This is a genomic window from Chryseobacterium cucumeris (assembly GCF_016775705.1).
Classification (GTDB): Bacteria; Bacteroidota; Bacteroidia; order Flavobacteriales; family Weeksellaceae; genus Chryseobacterium; species Chryseobacterium cupriresistens.
Genome location: NZ_CP068760.1, coordinates 4,319,805 through 4,338,969, shown reverse-complemented (window position 1 = coordinate 4,338,969; position 19,165 = coordinate 4,319,805). Strand labels below are relative to the sequence as shown.

The 19,165-nt window shown below is 36.6% G+C and carries 20 protein-coding genes; 4 read left to right on the top strand and 16 right to left on the bottom strand.

Translation table 11 applies throughout. From position 1 onward, the window contains the following. Positions 1 to 85: 85 nt before the first annotated feature. The 16 genes from JNG87_RS19350 to JNG87_RS19275 form a co-directional block, all read right to left on the bottom strand. Positions 86 to 913, bottom strand: a complete 828-nt coding sequence (locus tag JNG87_RS19350; protein ID WP_202840505.1) for an alpha/beta hydrolase — start codon at positions 911 to 913, stop codon at positions 86 to 88. A 58-nt stretch (positions 914 to 971) separates the two neighbouring features. Further along, complete coding sequence (locus JNG87_RS19345; protein WP_202840503.1) at positions 972 to 1,550, bottom strand: transposase; 579 nt, start codon at positions 1,548 to 1,550, stop codon at positions 972 to 974. Positions 1,551 to 1,626: 76 nt separating this feature from the next. Continuing rightward, entirely contained in the window at positions 1,627 to 2,220 is a 594-nt protein-coding gene (locus JNG87_RS19340; RefSeq protein WP_202840501.1) for a transferase hexapeptide repeat family protein, read from the bottom strand. Positions 2,221 to 2,307: 87 nt separating this feature from the next. After that, positions 2,308 to 3,513 (bottom strand): 3-oxoadipyl-CoA thiolase, encoded by a 1,206-nt coding sequence (pcaF, locus tag JNG87_RS19335; RefSeq protein ID WP_202840499.1) that lies wholly within the window; start codon positions 3,511 to 3,513, stop codon positions 2,308 to 2,310. A gap of 89 nt (positions 3,514 to 3,602) precedes the next feature. Continuing rightward, positions 3,603 to 4,016, bottom strand: coding sequence for a PaaI family thioesterase (locus JNG87_RS19330; protein ID WP_202840497.1), 414 nt, complete (start codon positions 4,014 to 4,016; stop codon positions 3,603 to 3,605). A gap of 9 nt (positions 4,017 to 4,025) precedes the next feature. Next, positions 4,026 to 4,334, bottom strand: coding sequence for a hypothetical protein (locus JNG87_RS19325; RefSeq protein WP_202840494.1), 309 nt, complete (start codon positions 4,332 to 4,334; stop codon positions 4,026 to 4,028). A 92-nt stretch (positions 4,335 to 4,426) separates the two neighbouring features. Beyond that, positions 4,427 to 5,560: a 3-hydroxyacyl-CoA dehydrogenase NAD-binding domain-containing protein gene (locus JNG87_RS19320; protein WP_137905310.1), complete on the bottom strand. Its 1,134-nt coding sequence runs from the start codon at positions 5,558 to 5,560 to the stop codon at positions 4,427 to 4,429. Between the two features lie 106 nt (positions 5,561 to 5,666). Further along, positions 5,667 to 6,467, bottom strand: coding sequence for an enoyl-CoA hydratase/isomerase family protein (locus JNG87_RS19315; RefSeq protein ID WP_062672201.1), 801 nt, complete (start codon positions 6,465 to 6,467; stop codon positions 5,667 to 5,669). Between the two features lie 142 nt (positions 6,468 to 6,609). Then, positions 6,610 to 7,074: a 1,2-phenylacetyl-CoA epoxidase subunit PaaD gene (paaD, locus tag JNG87_RS19310; RefSeq protein ID WP_202840492.1), complete on the bottom strand. Its 465-nt coding sequence runs from the start codon at positions 7,072 to 7,074 to the stop codon at positions 6,610 to 6,612. A gap of 3 nt (positions 7,075 to 7,077) precedes the next feature. Further along, the gene (locus JNG87_RS19305; protein ID WP_202840490.1) at positions 7,078 to 7,887 is read right to left on the bottom strand and encodes an alpha/beta hydrolase; all 810 of its coding nucleotides are present in this window, start codon (positions 7,885 to 7,887) and stop codon (positions 7,078 to 7,080) included. A 6-nt stretch (positions 7,888 to 7,893) separates the two neighbouring features. Next, positions 7,894 to 8,643, bottom strand: a complete 750-nt coding sequence (paaC, locus tag JNG87_RS19300; RefSeq protein WP_202840487.1) for a 1,2-phenylacetyl-CoA epoxidase subunit PaaC — start codon at positions 8,641 to 8,643, stop codon at positions 7,894 to 7,896. A 69-nt stretch (positions 8,644 to 8,712) separates the two neighbouring features. After that, positions 8,713 to 8,994 carry a 1,2-phenylacetyl-CoA epoxidase subunit PaaB gene (gene paaB / locus JNG87_RS19295; RefSeq protein WP_002981782.1) on the bottom strand — a complete coding sequence of 94 codons (282 nt, stop codon included), beginning with the start codon at positions 8,992 to 8,994 and terminating at the stop codon, positions 8,713 to 8,715. A 111-nt stretch (positions 8,995 to 9,105) separates the two neighbouring features. After that, on the bottom strand, positions 9,106 to 10,044 hold the full coding sequence (gene paaA / locus JNG87_RS19290; protein WP_110010672.1) for a 1,2-phenylacetyl-CoA epoxidase subunit PaaA: 939 nt from the start codon (positions 10,042 to 10,044) through the stop codon (positions 9,106 to 9,108). Positions 10,045 to 10,129: 85 nt separating this feature from the next. Continuing rightward, a complete protein-coding gene (locus tag JNG87_RS19285) occupies positions 10,130 to 11,215 on the bottom strand; it encodes a 2Fe-2S iron-sulfur cluster-binding protein (RefSeq protein WP_202840485.1) in 1,086 nt (361 codons plus the stop codon). Continuing rightward, on the bottom strand, positions 11,215 to 12,531 hold the full coding sequence (locus tag JNG87_RS19280; RefSeq protein ID WP_202840483.1) for a phenylacetate--CoA ligase family protein: 1,317 nt from the start codon (positions 12,529 to 12,531) through the stop codon (positions 11,215 to 11,217). Before JNG87_RS19280 ends, JNG87_RS19285 begins: the two co-directional genes overlap by 1 nt. Positions 12,532 to 12,781: 250 nt before the next feature. Next, the gene (locus tag JNG87_RS19275) at positions 12,782 to 13,360 is read right to left on the bottom strand and encodes a TetR/AcrR family transcriptional regulator (protein ID WP_202840481.1); all 579 of its coding nucleotides are present in this window, start codon (positions 13,358 to 13,360) and stop codon (positions 12,782 to 12,784) included. Between the two features lie 367 nt (positions 13,361 to 13,727). Between JNG87_RS19275 and clpB the strand changes: the two genes are divergently transcribed. From clpB to JNG87_RS19255, 4 genes are all read left to right on the top strand, one after another. After that, a complete protein-coding gene (gene clpB / locus JNG87_RS19270) occupies positions 13,728 to 16,319 on the top strand; it encodes an ATP-dependent chaperone ClpB (protein WP_202840478.1) in 2,592 nt (863 codons plus the stop codon). A 320-nt stretch (positions 16,320 to 16,639) separates the two neighbouring features. Next, complete coding sequence (locus tag JNG87_RS19265) at positions 16,640 to 17,644, top strand: zinc metalloprotease (RefSeq protein WP_202840476.1); 1,005 nt, start codon at positions 16,640 to 16,642, stop codon at positions 17,642 to 17,644. Between the two features lie 248 nt (positions 17,645 to 17,892). After that, positions 17,893 to 18,414, top strand: coding sequence for a hypothetical protein (locus JNG87_RS19260; protein ID WP_202840473.1), 522 nt, complete (start codon positions 17,893 to 17,895; stop codon positions 18,412 to 18,414). Between the two features lie 26 nt (positions 18,415 to 18,440). After that, positions 18,441 to 19,088 (top strand): hypothetical protein, encoded by a 648-nt coding sequence (locus JNG87_RS19255; protein WP_202840472.1) that lies wholly within the window; start codon positions 18,441 to 18,443, stop codon positions 19,086 to 19,088. The last annotated feature ends 77 nt before the right edge of the window (positions 19,089 to 19,165 follow it).

Sequence of the window (19,165 nt, the reverse complement as noted above, 5' to 3'; positions counted from 1 at the left end):
ATGTAGAAGTGTAACAGTTTACCAATAATTGTTTGCTGTGGATTTATTGTTACATTTTTACATTGGTATATTGTTACATTTATTTTTATTTCGGTTCCTGATAAGGAAACATTTTCACCAATCCTTCATATAAACTTCTGTGAAGAATGGTTGCGTGATTGTCTGTTTCCATCATTTTATATTCCAATGTCCAGTTTTTCTTTCCTGCTTTTTTTAAAACATCATAGAAAGCTTCAGCATCTTTTACCATCACCGGATGTTCTCCTTTCCCTACAGAAACATAGACAAACTTTTTAGTATCCGTAGATTTTGAAAGCAGTTGTAGAGCCTGTTTTAAAAGGCTTTCATCATCCCACCATAAGCTTGGACTGATGATAAAATAGTTATCAAACATTTCCGGATTTTTCAAAAGGATTTCCGTTGCCAGAAGCCCTCCCAAAGACTGACCGAAAAGGTATTTATCTGTAGTTTTAAACTGACTTTCCACGTAAGGCTTTAGTTCTTTTTCAACGAATGCAATAAACTTATCTGAATGTCCTGTTGTAGGATAGTCTTTTTGTAAGTCTTTCAAATCCGTGTGAAATGTAAAATCTCTTTTTCTGTCTACATTAGCAACTCCCACCACAATGGTTTCCGGCATGGAATACATCTGATTAAAGAATTGTACTAATCCTGTCACATGAATAAAATCTTCATTGATACTTCCATCCAAAAGATAAATTACCGGATATGATTTTGTTTTGTCATATCCCTGCGGAAGATAAATATTCAGCGTTCTGTCTTCATTTAATGTTTTGGACTTAATGGTCCTCACTTCTCCGATGGTAAGCGGTTTTGTAGCAACAGTCTGTGCTGATAACGTACACGCCACCGCAAACATTATGCTGCATGCAAGTGCAATTTTTTTAATCATATTTATTTTTGTTAAACCCAACGGGTTTTTGAAACCCGTTAGGTTTGATTATTAGCCATTATTCAAAATTTAAAAAGTCATATTCAACAGTAGATTGATGATAATTTTTAAAAACCTCTACCGAATCAAAATACGGCATGATTTCTTCTCTATTCAATTTACTTCCTTTTTCAGGATTTAAATATGAATTATACGAAGAATGCTTCCATTGGTCAATTTTATTTACAAATCCGTGATTAACCGGATTATTATGGATGTAATGGAGAACTTTCAATAAATATTTCTCATCTGATATTTTCTTTCTTTTTACCGCATTCAGAAAAAGAGCTCCTTTTCTATTATATTTTTTGTTGTAAGCTTTAGCATAAGCATTCAATAAATTACCAAAATTCTTCATTAAAAACTGATGCTCATTTTCACTATTCACATCATCAAAATTCTTAAATCTTAATAACAAATGAAAATGATTAGGTAACAGACAGTAGGCATAAATATCAGCAACCGGAAGAATATACTTTTCTATCTTTTCCAGAAAAAATTGATAATTTGAGGGTTCACGAAAAATAACTTCAGTCCCATTTACATGAGAGAAAATGTGATAGGTACCTTCAAATTCAAAATTTTCTGTATTAATCATTTTAAATCCGGTATTAATTTAAACCTAACGGGTTTTAAAAACCCGTTAGGTTTGATTATCAGCAATTAAATTCATCCTATTTTATATCATCCCAGATACTGTAATCCACAACTTTAGTCGGAATCTGCTGAACATATTCTGTAAAAGGCTCACAAGGAAGAATAGCTTCTTTTCCTTCCCTTGCCAGCTCCTGATATAATTTTGTTCCTTCTGTTTTCCAGTGAATCATTTCATCAGAAACATCACGGATCACTTTTGCAGGGCTTCCTACCACCAGTTTTCTTGGTTCACATCTGAAATTAGCTGGTACAAAAGCCAATGCTCCTACAATACTTTCATCACCAATATAAGCTTTGTCCATTACAACGGAATTCATTCCGATCAGGCAGTTTTTGCCGATGTGTCCTGAATGAATAATCGCGCCATGTCCGATATGTGCAGATTCTTCCAGGATCGTTTCTATATTCGGGAAAACGTGAAGGGTACAGTTTTCCTGTACATTGGCTCCGTCTTTAATAATAATTTTACCCCAATCACCGCGAATGACCGCATTGGGACCGATATATACTTCCTCACCTATTTCAACATTCCCGATAATGACTGCCTGCGAATGAATGTAGGCGGAGGGCTTTATAATGGGACGAATCCCGTGGTATGAGTAGATGTTCATTTTTTTAATTTGAAAATCTGAGAATGAGATAATCTGAAAATTAATAATGTCTTTCAACATTCTCAAATTAGCTCACTTTCAAATTAATTATACTTTTTCAATGACCATTGCATATCCTTGTCCGACACCGATACAAAGGGTACACAATGCATACTTTTTATCCTGCTTCTGAAGCTCCATTGCTGCAGAACCTACGATTCTTGCCCCGGAAACCCCAAGTGGGTGGCCGATGGCAATAGCACCTCCGTTCGGGTTTATTCTTGAATCATCATCTTTTAAACCTAAGCTTCGGGTTACAGCCAGTGCCTGTGCTGCAAATGCTTCGTTTAATTCGATGATATCCATATCTTCCAGGGAAAGGTTTAATCTTTTCAATAGCTTTTGAGTGGCTTCTACCGGTCCGATTCCCATGATTCTTGGTTCAACACCGGCTACGGAAGATCCCAGAATTTTCGCTTTGGGTTTTAATCCATATTTTTTCACCGCATCTTCACTTGCTAAAATCAAAGCAGCTGCACCATCATTCATTCCTGAAGCGTTTCCGGCAGTTACCGTTCCTTCTTTTCTGAAAGCGGGACGAAGTTTGGCCAACCCTTCCATCGATGAAGTTGGTTTAATAAATTCATCTTTTTCGAAAACGACTGGATCACCTTTTCTCTGAGGAATTTCAACTTTTACAATTTCTTCTGCCAGCCTTCCGCTTTCCTGAGCCTTAGTTGCTTTCTGCTGGGACCAAAGGGCAAATTTATCCTGATCTTCCCTGTTGATCTTGTGAATATCCGCTAAGTTTTCAGCAGTTTCTCCCATTCCGTCAACACCGTATAATTCTTTCATTTTTGGGTTGATGAAACGCCATCCGAAAGTAGTATCGAACATCTGACTGTCTCTCCCAAAAGCAGCGCTTGGCTTTGACATCACGTAAGGCGAACGGGTCATATGCTCTACTCCTCCCGCAATATAAATTTCCCCTTCTCCTGCAGCAATGGAACGGAATGCATTGGCTACCGCAGACATTCCTGAGGCACATAGTCTGTTGACAGTTTCTCCACCGATTTTATAAGGAAGGCCAGCTAATAAAAGTCCCATTCTGGCAACATTTCTGTTATCCTCACCCGCCTGATTGGCACATCCGAAAATAACGTCTTCAATTTCCTCAACTGGAACTTCAGGGTTTCTTGCTACCACTTCTTTGATCACAATAGCAGCAAGATCATCCGCTCTTACTTCTGATAATCCTCCCTGTAGTTTTGAGATGGGAGTTCTGACATAGTCTATGATGTATACGTTGTTCATTTTTATTTGCTTTAGGCTTTAAGCTATATGCAATAGGCTCTATCAGCTTCAAAAAAGCTTACTGCCTATTGCTTCAAGCTTACTGCTTATTATAATTCTGTTACTTTTTTCCCTATTTTGTAAACTGTTCCTACAAATTTTGCAATCAGTTCTTTGTTTTGATTGGTAATCTGAATGTCATAAACAGCGGTTTTTCTTGTATCATTTACCAAGACACTTTCTGCTCTGAAAACATCACCTTCCTTTCCTGCTTTGGTAAAATTGATGATACAGTTCAATGCTACTGCGGCATCTCCTTTATTGTTGGAAGAAAATGCCAGCGCAGAGTCTGCAAACGCAAAGGTAACTCCGCCATGAACTGTTTTAAGTCCGTTCAGCATATCCTTCTTGATTGGCATTTCTATTAAACAGTAATTTTCTTTTACTTCAATCATTTTAATATTCATCCACTGGGAAAAATAATCCTGATTGAACATATAATCTGCAACTTGTCTTGGATTCATTTCTATTAATTATATGTTTGTTATTTCTTCATACAGCTCATCGGATAATCTGTCGTAAACACTCATTGTTTTGCCCAGAATGACTTGCTCATATGAAAGACTTTCTGAATCTGATGAATTTTCAGAGGGATATGAATCATTCAAATCAATCCCGTTTTCATTGGCCAGTCTTTTGATCAGCTCTTTATATTTCTCATTAAATTTTCCTAAAAGCTCAAGTCTTTCCTGCTCATCAACGGAGGAAGCTTCCTGAGTTAAATACTGTTTCTCAATTAAAAGTCTGGTCTCCAGTTCAGCCCTGAATTCATCTATATTCATTATTTTTTTAAATGTAGCAATTTAACAATCTATAAGTTTAGCAATGTTTATAAAATGATTGTTCCATTAATAAACTGATACATTGGTATATTTTATAATTTACGAAGCAAGGGACTTTGTCTGTATCTTTCTTCCTGATATTCTTCGTAAAGATTCTGAAGGGTTTCGGAGATTTTTGCATATCCGATTTCTTTACCCCAGCTTAATAAACCTTTCGGATAGTTGACGCCTTTCTGCATGGCCAGCTCGATATCTTCGTCATTGGCAACGCCTAATCTTTTGGCTTCAACAGCTTCATTGATCAGCATTGAAATGATTCTTAAAAAGATCTGTTGATATAAAGCTTCGTCTTTCCGAGCTACAGGTTTTTCTGCTCCTTCGCTGTAATCGTAAAAACCTTTTCCTGTTTTTCTGCCGTGAAGTTTGGCTTCAGACATTCTTTGCTGTAATAAAGACGGCTTGTATTTCGGATCGTAGAAATAATCTTTGTACACAGTAGTTGTTACCGCAAAATTCACATCAACTCCGATAAGATCCATCAGTTCGAAAGGTCCCATTTTGAAATTCCCCAGCGTTTTCATGGCTTCATCAACCTGTTCAGGTGTTGCAATGTTTTCTTCAACAATCCTAAGGGCTTCCCCATAGTAAGGTCTGGCAATTCTGTTGACGATAAACCCGGGAATATCTTTGGCAATAACAGGAGTTTTCCCCCATTCTTTCATGAGGTTGTAAATTTTTTCTGCTAATGTTTTTTCTGTTAATAAGGATGGAATAACTTCCACTAAAGGCATCAATGGAGCCGGATTAAAAAAGTGAATTCCGATGAAACGCTCCGGTTTTTTGAGTTCTGCACCAAGAGAGGTGATAGAAATAGATGAGGTATTGGAACTGAGAATACAGCTTTCAGAAACATAGTTTTCAAGTTCTGTAAACACTTTGGTTTTGATCTCTTTGTTTTCGATAATGGCTTCTATAATCAGCTCACAGTCTTTGAAATCCTTCAGTTCTGTAGCAATGGAAATATTAGCTAAAATTTCAGTCATTTTCTCTGCCGAAATTTTTTGTTTATCAACCAATTTGGTCAAGGTTTTTTCCAAACCTACCGTTGCCGTTTCTACTTGTTTTGCGTTGGCATCATAAACCCATACTTTGCATCCGTTCGTTGCGGCTACTTGTGCAATGCCGATTCCCATGGTTCCGGCACCGATAATTCCTACATATTTCATAATGTAACAGTGTATCAATGTAACAATGTAACAATCATTGTCATGCTGAGCTTGTCGAAGCATCTCATTGATAAACTGCTACATTGGTACATTGTTATATTAGTTCTTATTTTCCTTTATAATTAGGTTTTCTTTTCTGTAAAAAGGCATTTACTCCTTCAATGAAGTCTTCTGTTTCTGCAGCTTCCTGCTGAAGATCACCTTCCAGTTCAAGCTGTTCTTTCAATGTGTTGTTATAAGAATTGGCAAATGCTTTTTTCGTAAGCTTGATGGCTGCTGTCGGCATGTTTGCCATTCTTTCAAGAATTTCCATAGATTTCGGAACAAATTCTTCTTCAGTGAACACTTCTGCTACAAGGCCATGCGCTTTAGATTCTTCTGCAGATAATTTTTTACCTGTAAATGCTAAATAATTGGCTAATTGTCTACCTAGAAGTTTCGGTAAGAAGTACGTTCCTCCTGTATCAGGAATCAAACCGATATTTGAAAATGCCTGAGCAAAATATGCTTTCTCATTCGCTAGAACGAAGTCAGAGATTAACGCCAACATTGCTCCAGCTCCTACTGCAGGACCGTTTACTAAAGCAATAACCGGTTTTTTGCAACGGGTAACTTCCATTACTAATGGATTGTAATAGTCTACCACAATTTTTCTGATGATGTCATGATCATGGTGTTCTTTGCCTACTACAAAAGCTTCGTCCAGATTCTGACCTGAGCAGAATGCTCTTCCTCTTCCGGAAATGGCAACACATCTTACCGTTTCGTCTTCGCTGCACTCTTTAACAAAGTCTCTAAGATCTGATAAAGCCGGTTTTGTAAGGGCGTTCATCGTTTCCGGTTGATTAAGATATGCGATTTTCAGCTTTCCGTCAAAATGCGTTTCAATATCAAGTTGTGTATACATAGTTTTTATTAATTTATTATTTAACAACGCACTAATTTAACAATATAAATCAATGTAACGGTCTAATAATTTAACATTATAACAATTCCTTCGTTATGCTTTGCATAGCCGTAAAATTTGTTGTGTATGGGTTGATTATTCATCAATGACATTTAAAATAATCAAATGGCTCCAGGCAGTCTAAGCATTGATACGAGGCCTTACACAAAGTAGACCCGAATCTGCTGATCTGTTTGGTATGCTCGGAACCACAGCGCGGACATTTTTTCGGTTTTCCGATGTGGTGTTCGTCTGCTCCTTTTTCGGGAGGAGTGATTCCGTAAACACGGAGCTTTTCTCTCGCTTCATCAGTAATCCAGTCTGTTGTCCAGATCGGAAACATCTTGGTGACTACTTTTGCATCCCATCCGTTTTCTTTCATCATTTTGATAATATCCTCCTCAATGGTAAACATAGCTGGACAAGCAGAATAAGTTGGCGTAATCGTTACTTCACAAGAGTTCTCGCTGGTAATTTTCGCTTCTCTTACAATACCCAATTCCACAATATTGATTACCGGAATTTCCGGATCGGGAATGGTTTTTAATAAATCTAAAAGCTGATTCATATTTTATTTTTTATCAGAATCAAGGATTATTTTCATTGCTTTCTGATAATCTAAATTATCTGTTATGCCGTTGTGATACTGATCTTTTAATACAATCAGACGATCACCTTTTTTAAAGTTATTTTTAAGTTTTAAAGAGGCTTTATAGTTAATAACCTCATCTTTATCACCGTGAAAAATAACGACTGGTGACTTAACGGTTTTTAAATATTCACAAGTCTCAAAATTATATTTCAGCAAAAACTTCGGAAGGAATGAAAATTTCTGATTCATTTCATCTTCCATACTGTAATATGGTGCCTGTAAAATCAATAATCCTGCATTATGCATGGATGCTAATTTTGCAGCTAATCCTGTTCCTACAGAATATCCCAAAATAATAATTCTGTTTTCCGGATATCTTTTCAAAAGCTCTTTGTAGGCACTTTCAACATCCGAAAAGATCTGATTTTTATTATTAATTTTATCTTCACTTTTTCCGTAACCCCGGTAATCAAGTATCAAAGTATCATAATTCAGACTTTGATACAGCTGAACTACTACTCCCCAGCTTTTTATTGATCCTCCGTTTCCATGAAGATAAAAGATGACTCCTTTTGGATTTTGAGCTTTGAATAAAACAGAACTCAAATGCTTTCCATCCTGCATTTTAATGGGTACTTCTTCAAAATCACCATCAAATGTAAACTTGTAATTTTCGGGTAACTTTTCAGGATAAAAAATAATTTTCTCCTGATAGAAATAGATTCCAACACATAGTATCACATAGGCTGCAAGAAAAAAAGCCAATATCCCAAGAAGCAACTTCTTCATAATTTACTACCACGTACAGCCAGGATACGCTCTCTGCATATACTGAAGCTCACAAAGGATATATCCGAAATACTCTGTATGATATCCTGTTCTTGATTTGGGCTGCATGAAATGATTTTCCGGATATTCTAAACCAAAATCTGCAAAATCTTTCTTGGTAATCGCAAGAAATTCTTCGTAAAGCGCATCTGAATTGGGAGCAATATTCAAGGCAACAAGATCATCTTCACCTTCTGTTTTAGCAAAAAGACCTTTCGTATATTCCCAGATATTTTCTATAGCTTTTACCAGACGGGACTTACTTTCTTCTGTTCCCTGAGCAAAGATTTTCATCCAGGATGCAGCGTGTGTATAGTGATATCTTACTTCTTTCAGTGATTTTTGAGCAATGGCAGCCAATTCTTCATTAGCAGAGTTTGATAAAGCCTCATACATCAGTTTCTGATAGACAGATAATACGTATACTTTAAGAATAGTCTGTGCATAATCTTCATTAGGAAGTTCTACCCAATGGGCATTCACATATTCATGCTCATATCTTAAAAATGCGATATCATCTTCACTTTTACCGTTATCAATCATTCTCGAAGCGTAAACGTAAAAGTTATTCGCCTGACCTAGTTCATCCAACGCAATATTTGTCAATGCAATATCTTCCTCTAAGTAAGGACCTTCACCGCACCATTCAGACAGACGCTGTCCCATAATGAAACTGTCGTCTGCAAGTTTTAATAAATAATTATATAATGGGTTCATTATTTTAGCTTTTGGCTTTTGGCATGTAGCTTTTAGCAAATTGCAAGCAGCTAATAGCCATTAGCATTTTTACATATTTTTTACGTCGTTAGGAATCTCGTAGAAAGTTGGATGACGGTATAGTTTATCATCAGCCGGATCAAAGAATGCTTCTTTATCTACTCCTTCCGAAGTCACAATATATTTACTTGGAACAACCCAAACAGAGGTTCCTTCTTTTCTTCTTGTATAAACGTCTCTTGCGTTCTGCAAAGCCATTTCTGCTGTTGGTGCCTGTACAATTCCAACGTGTTTGTGAGATAATCCCGGTTTAGTCTGAATAAACACTTCCCACATATCTAAATTTGCCATAATCAAATTAATTTAACAATGTATCAATGTACCAGTTTAACAATGAAATGCTTCGACAAGCTCAGCATGACAATGATTGTTACATTTCTACATTGGTATATTGTTACATTATTATATTACTTCTTTTTGTTGTTTTTCTGCAAAAGCCGCCGCAGCTTCTTTTACCCAAGCATTCTCTCTTTGAGCTTTTCTCTTCGTTTCGATACGCTTTTTGTTGCAAGGACCGTTTCCTTTTAAGATTTCCATGAATTCATCCCAGGGAAGTTCTCCGAAATCGTAATGCTGTCTTTCCTCATTCCATTTCAGATCTTTATCAGGAATGGTTAATCCTAAGAATTCAGCCTGAGAAACGGTAACATCGATAAATCTCTGACGAAGACTGTCATTACTTTCTCTTTTTACTCTGTAGTTCATAGAGATTTTAGAGTTGGGTGAGCTGTCATCATTAGGTCCGAACATCATCAGAGCCGGCCACCAGAAACGGTTTAATGAAGCCTGAGCCATTTCTTTCTGTTGTTTTGTTCCACGGCACAATGCCATAAGAATTTCATACCCTTGTCTTTGGTGGAAAGATTCTTCCTTACAGATTTTCACCATCGCTCTTGAATAAGGACCGTAAGAATTCCCCATCAGCATTACCTGGTTCATAATAGCCGCACCGTCTACTAACCAACCGATGGCACCGATATCAGCCCAGCTTAGGGTAGGATAGTTGAAAATACTTGAATATTTTGCTTTTCCTTCCAGCATATCATCATAAGTAGCATCTCTGTCTGCTCTGATGCTTCCGTCTCCTAACGTTTCGGTAGCAGAATAAAGATATAAGCCGTGGCCTGCCTCATCCTGAACTTTGGCTAAAAGAGCCATTTTTCTTCTCAATGAAGGCGCTCTGGAGATCCAGTTGGCTTCCGGCAACATTCCTACAATTTCAGAATGCGCGTGCTGTGAAATCTGACGAACCAGTAGCTTTCTGTAATCATCAGGCATTACATCTTTTGGTTCTACTTTATTTTCTTCGTGAACGTATTGAACAAATTTTTCTAAGTCCATAATTTTTTCAATTTAACAATGTATTAGTCTAGCAATGTACCAATGATTGTTATATCGATACATTGTTATATTGTTACATTAATTTTTAAACATCATAATTAAGCATCACCACATTCGTTGTCGGGTGACATTGGCAGGTAAGAACATAGCCTCTGGCTACTTCTTCTTCGGTAAGCGCATAGTTTTTCTCCATGAAAACTTCTCCTTCCAGAACTTGTGCTTTACACGTACAACAAACACCTCCTTTACATGCAAAAGGTACAGGAAGATTGTCTTTCAATGCTTTATCTAAGATACTCTCTTTTTTAGAATTAAGGTGGAACGAATATTCATCGTCATCAATGATTACCGTTACCATACTTTCAATATTGGCAATGGCCTTGAATTCATCACTCATTTCCTCCGTATTTTCTTCATCCGGAGCGGTGAAATATTCAAATAAAACCTGGATAGCAGGTACTTTTTTATCTTTTTTCAGATAGTCCGCAATCCCTTTAATCATTTCTGAAGGGCCGCAAATAAAATAAGTAGCTTCTTTTACATCAATATCTGTATATCTTTCAAACAGCTGCTCTAATTTTTCTGACGAAATTCTTCCTTCAAAAATAGGGTCCTCGTGTTTCTCACGGCTTACGAGGTAAATCACTTTAAGTCTTCCGTTGAAGTGCTCTACAAGTTTATCAATCTCTGCTTTTCTTAAAACATGATTCATGCTTCTGTTGCTGTAAAACAGATAAGCATTACTGTTAGGTTCCTGATAAAGACTTTCTTTAATATTGGATAATACAGGCGTAATTCCGCTTCCTGCAGCCAGGCCAACGTAAGTTTTTACATTGCTTGGGTGATATGAAGTATTGAAACCACCCATCGGAGGCATTACTTCCAGCACTTCATCCATGTGAAGATGTTCATTGAAATACCCTGACACCTTTCCGCCTTCCAGCAATTTCACCAATACTTCCAGCGTGTTGCCTTTTTCACTTGGAGCATTACAGATAGAGTAAGAACGTCTTTCTTCATTTCCGTTGATCATCATTCGGAAATTCAGATATTGTCCCTGCTTGAACCTGAACTTATCTTTCAGTTCTTCAGGAATTTCTACCGCCACATTCACTGCTTCGGAAGTATCTTTCTGAACTTTAACTGTTTTAAGTTTATAAAATGAATTCATTATTTTTTTAGTATTCTATTAATTTTTCCACCTTCGCACTTTGGCAGGCTGTCCTGAGCATGAACTTTTACTTTCGTAGTGATTCCTACTCTCTTTTTTATTTCGTTTTCTATGTTTTTCCCAAAGTTGCCGACAAAATTAAAATAATCATTGGTATTTGATTCTATTTTTTGAGATTTTACCAATTCATCATCTATTTCAACATCAATATCCAAAGCAATACACATGTGTTCTTTCTCTACAGGTGTTAAATAGTAATTGGGAACCACTCCTTTTACATAAGAAAAAGCATCTTCAATCTGGCTTGGGTATACGTTTACTCCTCTTACGATCAGCATATCATCTGCTCTTCCTACGATAGGTTTCATTTTCACCATTGTTCTTTTGGCATTTTCATCGTAGTAAAGACTTGTAATGTCATTCGTCCAGTAACGTAAAAGCGGCATTGCTTTTTTAGTTAAAGTAGTAATCACTAAAACCCCTTCTTCTCCAAAAGGAACCGGCTGTTTGGTAACAGGATCCAAAATCTCGGGATAAAAATGATCTTCCCAGATATAAGCTCCTCCCTTCTCTTCGAAATCCTCCATGGAAACTCCGGGACCGATAATTTCGCTTAATCCATAGATATTGGTTGCATGAACGCCTAATCTTTCTTCAATGTGTCCTCTGATAATCTCCGTCCATGGCTCTGAACCCAGCACAGCGTATTTAAGACTGATTTCATCTGCTGATATTCCTCTTTTTGCAAATTCATCTGCAATCGTTAAAGCATATGAAGGAGAACAGCAGATCACTTCCGGTTTAAAATCTACAATAAGATCTACCTGTCTTGCCGTCATTCCCCCTGAAATGGGAAGAACACTCATTCCCAGCATTTCGGCTCCGTAATGAAGACCTAATCCTCCTGTAAAAATCCCATAACCATAAGCATTATGTAACTGCATTCCCGGTTTAGCACCAGCAGCATTCAGTGATCTTGCCACCACTTCACTGAAAAGCTCTACATCTTCTTTTGTATATCCTACCACAGTCGGTTTTCCTGTCGTTCCGCTTGAGCAGTGAATCCGCTGAAGCTCATTTTTAGGAACCGTAAATAATCCGAACGGATAGTTATCTCTTAAATCCTGCTTGTAAGTAATAGGAAGTTTAGTGATATCCTCAATCGACCTTATATCCTGAGGGGATATTTGAAGTTCATCAAATTTCTTTTTATAAAATTCCGACTTCTCTCCCAAATAGCTGATCAGGCTAATCAACCGGTCGGATTGAAGCTGTCTCAACTGACCCAGCTCCAGATATTCAACTGAAAAATCCATAAAACTAACTAACATTTGTTAGGTGTAAATTTAAAAAGATTTCGGAAGCTGGCAAAATTTTTATGACTTTTGTCATATTTTGAATGATTCTAAATAAGAAAAGTGCTTAAAATTATGTCCAATGTCATTCTGAGCGGAACGAAGTGTAGCGAAGAATCTCTTATTAAATACATGATTAAATAACATAACTATGAGATTCTTCCTTCGTCAGAAATCGAAGATTTGATGTAGTCAATGACAAACGGCGTGCTTATTTCTTCTGGTTTCCAAGCAGGCCGAAAAGAATTTTCTCTCTGATTTCTTCTGTAATTTCATCCGTAGAATCGCTGCTTCTTTTGAACCAGAAATAGGAATTATTTAAAGTATGAAGGATAAATCTGGTGGTAAATGATGGTGATTTCAGTTCCCAGTTTTCTGCTTTGTAGATCTCAAAAATCAGTTGTTCTACTTCCTGCTGGTAGTTTTTCCTTAATTCTACAAATTCGGGAAGCCTTTCCTCAAGATGTTTCCATTCATTGGAATAGATATGGGTAACATCACGATTTTTAAGAACAACAGATAAGTGTTTATCTAATAAGAGATTCAGTTTTTCTCTGGGAGCGATATTGGTATTTTTTACTTCCTGAAGTTCATCGAAAAACTCCTGAGCAATGCCAAAGCAAATCCATTCCAGAATTTCTTCCTTTGAACGGATATGTGCATACAGTGATGCAGCTTTGATATTAAGTTTTGTAGCCAGGTCTCGTACTGAGCTTCCCATATACCCTTTCTCTTTGAAAAGTTCTACTGCTACGTTGAGTATTTTTCTCTGTTTTTCTTTGAGTTCCATCTGGTAAAATGCAAAAGTAATTATTCTGATTTAAACTGTCGTTTTTTTGATCATAAAAAGAAAAAAGTCTTCATCTTCAGTTTAATCGTTGAGTTATTTATCTGCTATGACGATTTGTTCATCAATTATAAAGAGATAATGACGAAACCGGAAATTTTGTCAAGTTAAATTTCCGTTAAAAATATAATATCCGGAAAATTTGTCCAGTTTTTTTGTAAATTTAATAATTGAACAGTTTTTGCGATACAGTCATCGAATAAATGATTAAATAATTGATGGCATTAAGAAACTGAGCCTTAGAATTTGGTTTCTTGATGTTTTTTAAAAACTAAACTTTAAACGAATCATTACCAAAAATATATAAAATATGAACTTAAACCAATATACTGTAAAATCACAGGAAGCCATCCAGGCAGCACAACAGGTTGCGATGGAGTTTGGCAACCAAAGCATTGAACCTCAACATCTTCTTGAAGGAATTTTTCAGGTAGATGAAAATATTTCGCCTTTCTTATTAAAAAAATCTGAAGCAGATGCAGCATTAGTAAGAGAGCGCAACCGTGAAAATTTAGAAAAGCTTCCTAAAGTTCAGGGAGGAAATATTTATCTTTCACAATCTGCCAACAAAGTATTGCTGGACGCACCAAATATCGCTAAGAAGATGGGTGACGAATATGTAACGATTGAACACTTATGGCTATCTCTTTTGGACACCTCTTCTGAAGTTTCCAAAATGCTGAAAGATATGGGTGTAACCAAAAATCTGCTGGAAGGCGCAATTAAAGAATTAAGAAAAGGAAGTAAAGCTACTTCTGCAAGTTCAGAAGAAACGTATCAGTCTTTAAATAAATATGCTAAAAACTTTAATGAATTAGCAGCAGAAGGTAAGCTGGACCCTGTCATCGGACGTGATGAAGAAATCAGAAGAGTTTTGCAAATTCTTTCCAGAAGAACAAAAAACAACCCTATCCTTATCGGGGAACCGGGAGTAGGTAAAACCGCAATTGCTGAAGGAATTGCCCACAGAATTATCAGTGGCGACGTCCCTGAAAACCTGATGGATAAAACTCTCTATTCATTAGACATGGGAGCTTTGATCGCCGGGGCAAAATACAAAGGTGAATTTGAAGAGCGACTGAAATCTGTGGTGAATGAGGTAATCAAGTCTGATGGACAGATTATTCTTTTCATTGATGAGATCCACACTTTGGTAGGAGCCGGAGGTGGTGAAGGAGCAATGGATGCTGCCAACATTCTGAAACCTGCTCTGGCAAGAGGAGAATTAAGAGCGATTGGTGCCACTACATTGAATGAATACCAAAAGTATTTTGAAAAAGATAAAGCGTTGGAAAGACGTTTCCAGAAGGTAATGGTGGAAGAACCGGATACTGAATCTGCAATTTCTATCCTTCGTGGTATTAAAGATAAATACGAAGCTCACCACAAAGTAAGAATCAAAGATGAGGCAATTATTGCCGCTGTGGAAATGTCTCAAAGATATATTTCAGACCGTTTTTTACCGGATAAAGCCATTGACCTTATTGACGAAGCTTCTGCAAAGCTGAGAATGGAAATCAATTCCAAACCGGAAGAACTGGACGTTCTGGACAGAAAACTCATGCAGATGGAAATTGAGCTTGCTGCTATTTCAAGAGAAGGCAACCAGACCAAGATTGATCACCTTAAGGAAGATATTGCAAAAATATCCGAACAGAGAAATGAGATCAATGCCAAATGGCTGAAAGAAAAACAGAAAAGTGAAGATCTTACCCAGATCAAAAAAGATATAGAATCTCTGAAACACGAAGCAGAAAGAGCTTCCAGAGCCGGAGATTATGCAAAAGTAGCGGAGATCCAATACGGAAAACTTCGTGAAAAGGAAGAAGAGCTTGCCAAGGTTGAACTCGAAATGCAGAATCATCAGAATGAACTGATCAAAGAAGAAGTGACTGCTGAAAACATCTCTGAAGTGATTGCTAAATGGACAGGTATTCCTGTAACTAAATTGCTGCAATCAGAAAGAGATAAGTTATTGAATCTTGAGGCCGAACTGCATCATAGAGTTGTGGGACAGGATGAAGCGATTCAGGCGGTTGCAGATGCGATCAGAAGAAACAGAGCCGGATTGAGTGATGATAAAAAGCCTATCGGATCCTTCTTATTCCTGGGAACTACCGGAGTAGGTAAAACGGAGCTGGCAAAAGCACTGGCGGAGTTCTTATTTGATGATGAGAACAATATGACCAGAATTGATATGAGTGAATATCAGGAACGTCACAGTGTTTCCAGATTAGTAGGAGCGCCTCCTGGATATGTGGGATATGATGAAGGCGGACAATTGACTGAAGCGGTTAGAAGAAGACCTTACTCCGTAGTGCTTTTAGACGAGATTGAAAAAGCACATCCTGATGTCTTCAATACATTACTTCAGGTTTTGGATGACGGACGTCTGACGGATAATAAAGGCCGTGTAGTGAATTTCAAGAATTCCATCATCATCATGACCTCGAATTTAGGATCACATCTGATTCAGGAGAATTTTGAGAATCTTACGGAGGAAAATCAGGATGAAATTGTGGATAAAACAAAAGACGAAGTATTCGATCTGCTGAAACAAACGCTCCGTCCGGAATTCCTGAACAGAATTGATGAAATTGTACTCTTCCAGCCTTTAAGAAAAAAAGAAATCGGAAAAATTGTTCAGTATCAGCTGAGAGGGTTTAATGAAATGTTATCTAAACGAAACATTATTATGACTTTCACTCAGGACGCAGTAGATTATCTGATGGACAAAGGATATGATCCTGCCTTCGGAGCAAGACCACTGAAGAGAGTAATTCAGCAGGAAGTTTTAAACAAACTTTCTAAAGAGATTCTTGCAGGAAATGTAAATGATGGAGATAGAATTACGCTGGATTACTTTGTAGAAACAGGTTTGGTTTTCCGACCTACTGAATAATAAAATAGTTTTTTTCATATACATTATTTTTGTAAGTAAGTGCTGTAGAATAATCTGCAGCACTTATTTTTTATACCAACATCTTTTTAAGCAATTTATTTTCAATAAATAATAATTTACATTTAATTTCAAATTTTTAGAAAAAATATCCCTATTAAAAAATCTAATCTGTAGCATATTTATTAAAAAACAATATTAATAATGTAAATATTTCATACAAAATAAAAATAAATTAAATTTAACATAAAATAATAACTGATTAATTAAATATATCATATTAAAATTTCACCTATATTCGTTTTACTAAAAAACGAGATTTTATGAAAAAAACAATTTTCGGAGTCTTAATCACACTCCTGGTTTCATGTAATAATAATGAAACAGAAAACATTACTCCAGAGAACACAAACGTGGAAGAAACCAATATCACAGCCGGCAAAGAGGCCTTCTGCGGCTCTGATATTCTCAGAAAAAAACACCTTGCTGAAGATCCTGCAGCTATGCAGCGAATGCTTCAGATAGAAAGCCAGACCGCAAACTATATCGAGCAGAAAAAAATGGGTAAAGTTTTGCCTGATGGAAGCGTAGAAATACCGGTTATCTTCAATGTCCTTTACACAAAGCCATCAAATAACGTATCAGATGCCAGGATAAATTCCCAAATAGATGTACTTAATAAAGCCTTCGCATCTACACATTCTGATATTTCCAAGATTCCGGCAGAATTTCAACCGGTAAATGCAGGAGATACCAAAATTAAATTCAGATTGGCGGGCATTAACAGAAAGTCGACAAAGACTTCCAGATGGGCACCGGATGATAAAATGAAAAAAGCATCTACAGGAGGAATGGACTCTACGGATCCTAACCAGTATCTGAATATCTGGGTAGTTGATTATATGCCGTATCAGTCCGGATATGTCTTAGGATATGCTACTTTCCCGGAAGATGCAGGACTTTGGAACGACGGTGTTGTTATGATGGACGATTATGTGGGTGAAGGTGGTCCTGATGCCACTCATAATCAGGGAAGAGTAACAGTACACGAGGTTGGACATTACTTAAATCTAAGACATATCTGGGGAGACGCCAACTGTGGTAACGATTTCGTAGATGATACACCTCAACAGATTACAAAACACTCCGGTGTACCAACTTATCCGAGATACGAAACCTGCGGAGGAGTTTCACGCTCTGTAATGTTTATGAATTACATGGATTATTCTGACGAAACAACATTGTTTATGTTTACACAACAACAAAACAGCAGAATGCAGGCTACCATTTCAGCATCCGGCCCTCGCGCAGGATTAAGAGTTCTGTAAAAAATTTAAAAAACAATATAAAAGGTCGCTTGTGAAAGGCGACCTTTTGTGTTTTGCCCCCCGTATGCCTTTCAAAGAATTCAGATTGAAAGATTTTCTCCAAATTCCAACTTATTCTTTATAAAATATACAATCCGTAAAATCACGGTAAAAATAACAGTGTAATTCCCTATTAACAGATACATTTTCTACCATTATTTTTCCGAAATTTGCATATTAATTAAGTTTTATCTGCAAACCACTAAGCTATGAATACAGAATCAAACAATCCACTGGAACCTGGAATCATGTCAAACAGTCTTATCCAGGCTCTGATTGACAATTACCGTCAAAATCATCTCAATGCTATTAATACCGCTTTAGGAATACAAGATGCTCATTCCATCTGGTTTGATCTTCCTAAACTAAAAAGTTTTATTGCAAAGATCGAAGAAGAAGCTACCAAAGTGAACCCAGCTGCATCTTCAGAAGACTTAGGGATCAGATTTTATTATGCTACTTATCCGAAACAGGAAAACTGGTCTATCATGGATTCACATCCTGTTCCGACAGAATATGCAGGAAGACACACGCTGGTGATGGTCCCAACATTAAAAAAAGCCAATGAAACCGGAGAGCTTATTGATTATGATTTCAATCCTTTTCAGAGTGCTGAAGGAAAATCTTTAGTATTAGCAAACAAAGGTATGGGAGAAGATAGTGATACCGGTCTTGGAGAAAATAGTGGAACACTTATTCCGCCATCACCTCCGATGGGTACATCTTATTAATTACTATTCATAGTCTTAAATACAGTATGACTGAGATTCAAAAAATTTTTTCATCATTTATGTATTGGGGAGAAGCCTTTGCTGCTATAATCTCCCTGATTTATTATAATCGTGTAAAAAAACAACATTGGAAATATCTGGCAATTTATCTGATTCTTATTTTCCTGTGTGAGTCAGCTGTAAAATGGGGAGAAAAACCGCTTAAAATAGACAGGATAAATTTTCACAACTACTTTGTGATTCCACTGCAGTTTATATTTTTTTATTGGCTGTACGCAAAAGAGTCTTTAAAGAAAACAAAACTATTCTATATCTTAACGGGAGCATATCTTTTAACATATATTCTCAGGGCACTCTTTTTTCCGGAAAAGAAAGTCATCTTTTCATTCAATTATAATATAGGGTGTCTACTCTTAATGGCTCTGGTTATTATGGAGTATTATAAACAGGTTAATTCGTCTGATATTCTTAATTTCAACAAAAACAAAATGTTTTATATTAATTTGGGAGTAACACTTTTTTATATTGCTAATATGCCATTTATGACGTTCAACTCTCTTCTGTGGAAATATATAGATATCTGGGATATTTATTTTATATATTTTCAGGTTTCAGGAGCGGTTATGTATATTTTATTTGCAAGTTCATTTATATGGGGAAAACAGAGCTCTTAATAACTATCATCTCATTCAATATCTTTTTTTTGATGTTTGTAATTGCCGTATTTATCTATATCCGGAATTACAGGCAA

Bases quoted from the DNA above. Each gene is read 5' to 3' on its own strand.
- JNG87_RS19265 (WP_202840476.1), top strand. From the start codon at position 16,640: ATGAAAAAAACAATTTTCGGAGTCTTAATCACACTCCTGGTTTCATGT.
- JNG87_RS19345 (WP_202840503.1), bottom strand. From the start codon at position 1,550: ATGATTAATACAGAAAATTTTGAATTTGAAGGTACCTATCACATTTTC.
- JNG87_RS19305 (WP_202840490.1), bottom strand. From the start codon at position 7,887: ATGAAGAAGTTGCTTCTTGGGATATTGGCTTTTTTTCTTGCAGCCTAT.
- JNG87_RS19325 (WP_202840494.1), bottom strand. From the start codon at position 4,334: ATGAATATAGATGAATTCAGGGCTGAACTGGAGACCAGACTTTTAATT.
- JNG87_RS19260 (WP_202840473.1), top strand. From the start codon at position 17,893: ATGAATACAGAATCAAACAATCCACTGGAACCTGGAATCATGTCAAAC.
- JNG87_RS19340 (WP_202840501.1), bottom strand. From the start codon at position 2,220: ATGAACATCTACTCATACCACGGGATTCGTCCCATTATAAAGCCCTCC.
- JNG87_RS19275 (WP_202840481.1), bottom strand. From the start codon at position 13,360: ATGGAACTCAAAGAAAAACAGAGAAAAATACTCAACGTAGCAGTAGAA.
- JNG87_RS19280 (WP_202840483.1), bottom strand. From the start codon at position 12,531: ATGGATTTTTCAGTTGAATATCTGGAGCTGGGTCAGTTGAGACAGCTT.
- paaC (WP_202840487.1), bottom strand. From the start codon at position 8,643: ATGAACCCATTATATAATTATTTATTAAAACTTGCAGACGACAGTTTC.
- pcaF (WP_202840499.1), bottom strand. From the start codon at position 3,513: ATGAACAACGTATACATCATAGACTATGTCAGAACTCCCATCTCAAAA.
- JNG87_RS19330 (WP_202840497.1), bottom strand. From the start codon at position 4,016: ATGAATCCAAGACAAGTTGCAGATTATATGTTCAATCAGGATTATTTT.
- JNG87_RS19320 (WP_137905310.1), bottom strand. From the start codon at position 5,560: ATGAAATATGTAGGAATTATCGGTGCCGGAACCATGGGAATCGGCATT.
- JNG87_RS19350 (WP_202840505.1), bottom strand. From the start codon at position 913: ATGATTAAAAAAATTGCACTTGCATGCAGCATAATGTTTGCGGTGGCG.
- paaD (WP_202840492.1), bottom strand. From the start codon at position 7,074: ATGAATCAGCTTTTAGATTTATTAAAAACCATTCCCGATCCGGAAATT.
- paaA (WP_110010672.1), bottom strand. From the start codon at position 10,044: ATGGACTTAGAAAAATTTGTTCAATACGTTCACGAAGAAAATAAAGTA.
- paaB (WP_002981782.1), bottom strand. From the start codon at position 8,994: ATGGCAAATTTAGATATGTGGGAAGTGTTTATTCAGACTAAACCGGGA.
- JNG87_RS19285 (WP_202840485.1), bottom strand. From the start codon at position 11,215: ATGAATTCATTTTATAAACTTAAAACAGTTAAAGTTCAGAAAGATACT.
- clpB (WP_202840478.1), top strand. From the start codon at position 13,728: ATGAACTTAAACCAATATACTGTAAAATCACAGGAAGCCATCCAGGCA.
- JNG87_RS19315 (WP_062672201.1), bottom strand. From the start codon at position 6,467: ATGTATACACAACTTGATATTGAAACGCATTTTGACGGAAAGCTGAAA.
- JNG87_RS19255 (WP_202840472.1), top strand. From the start codon at position 18,441: ATGACTGAGATTCAAAAAATTTTTTCATCATTTATGTATTGGGGAGAA.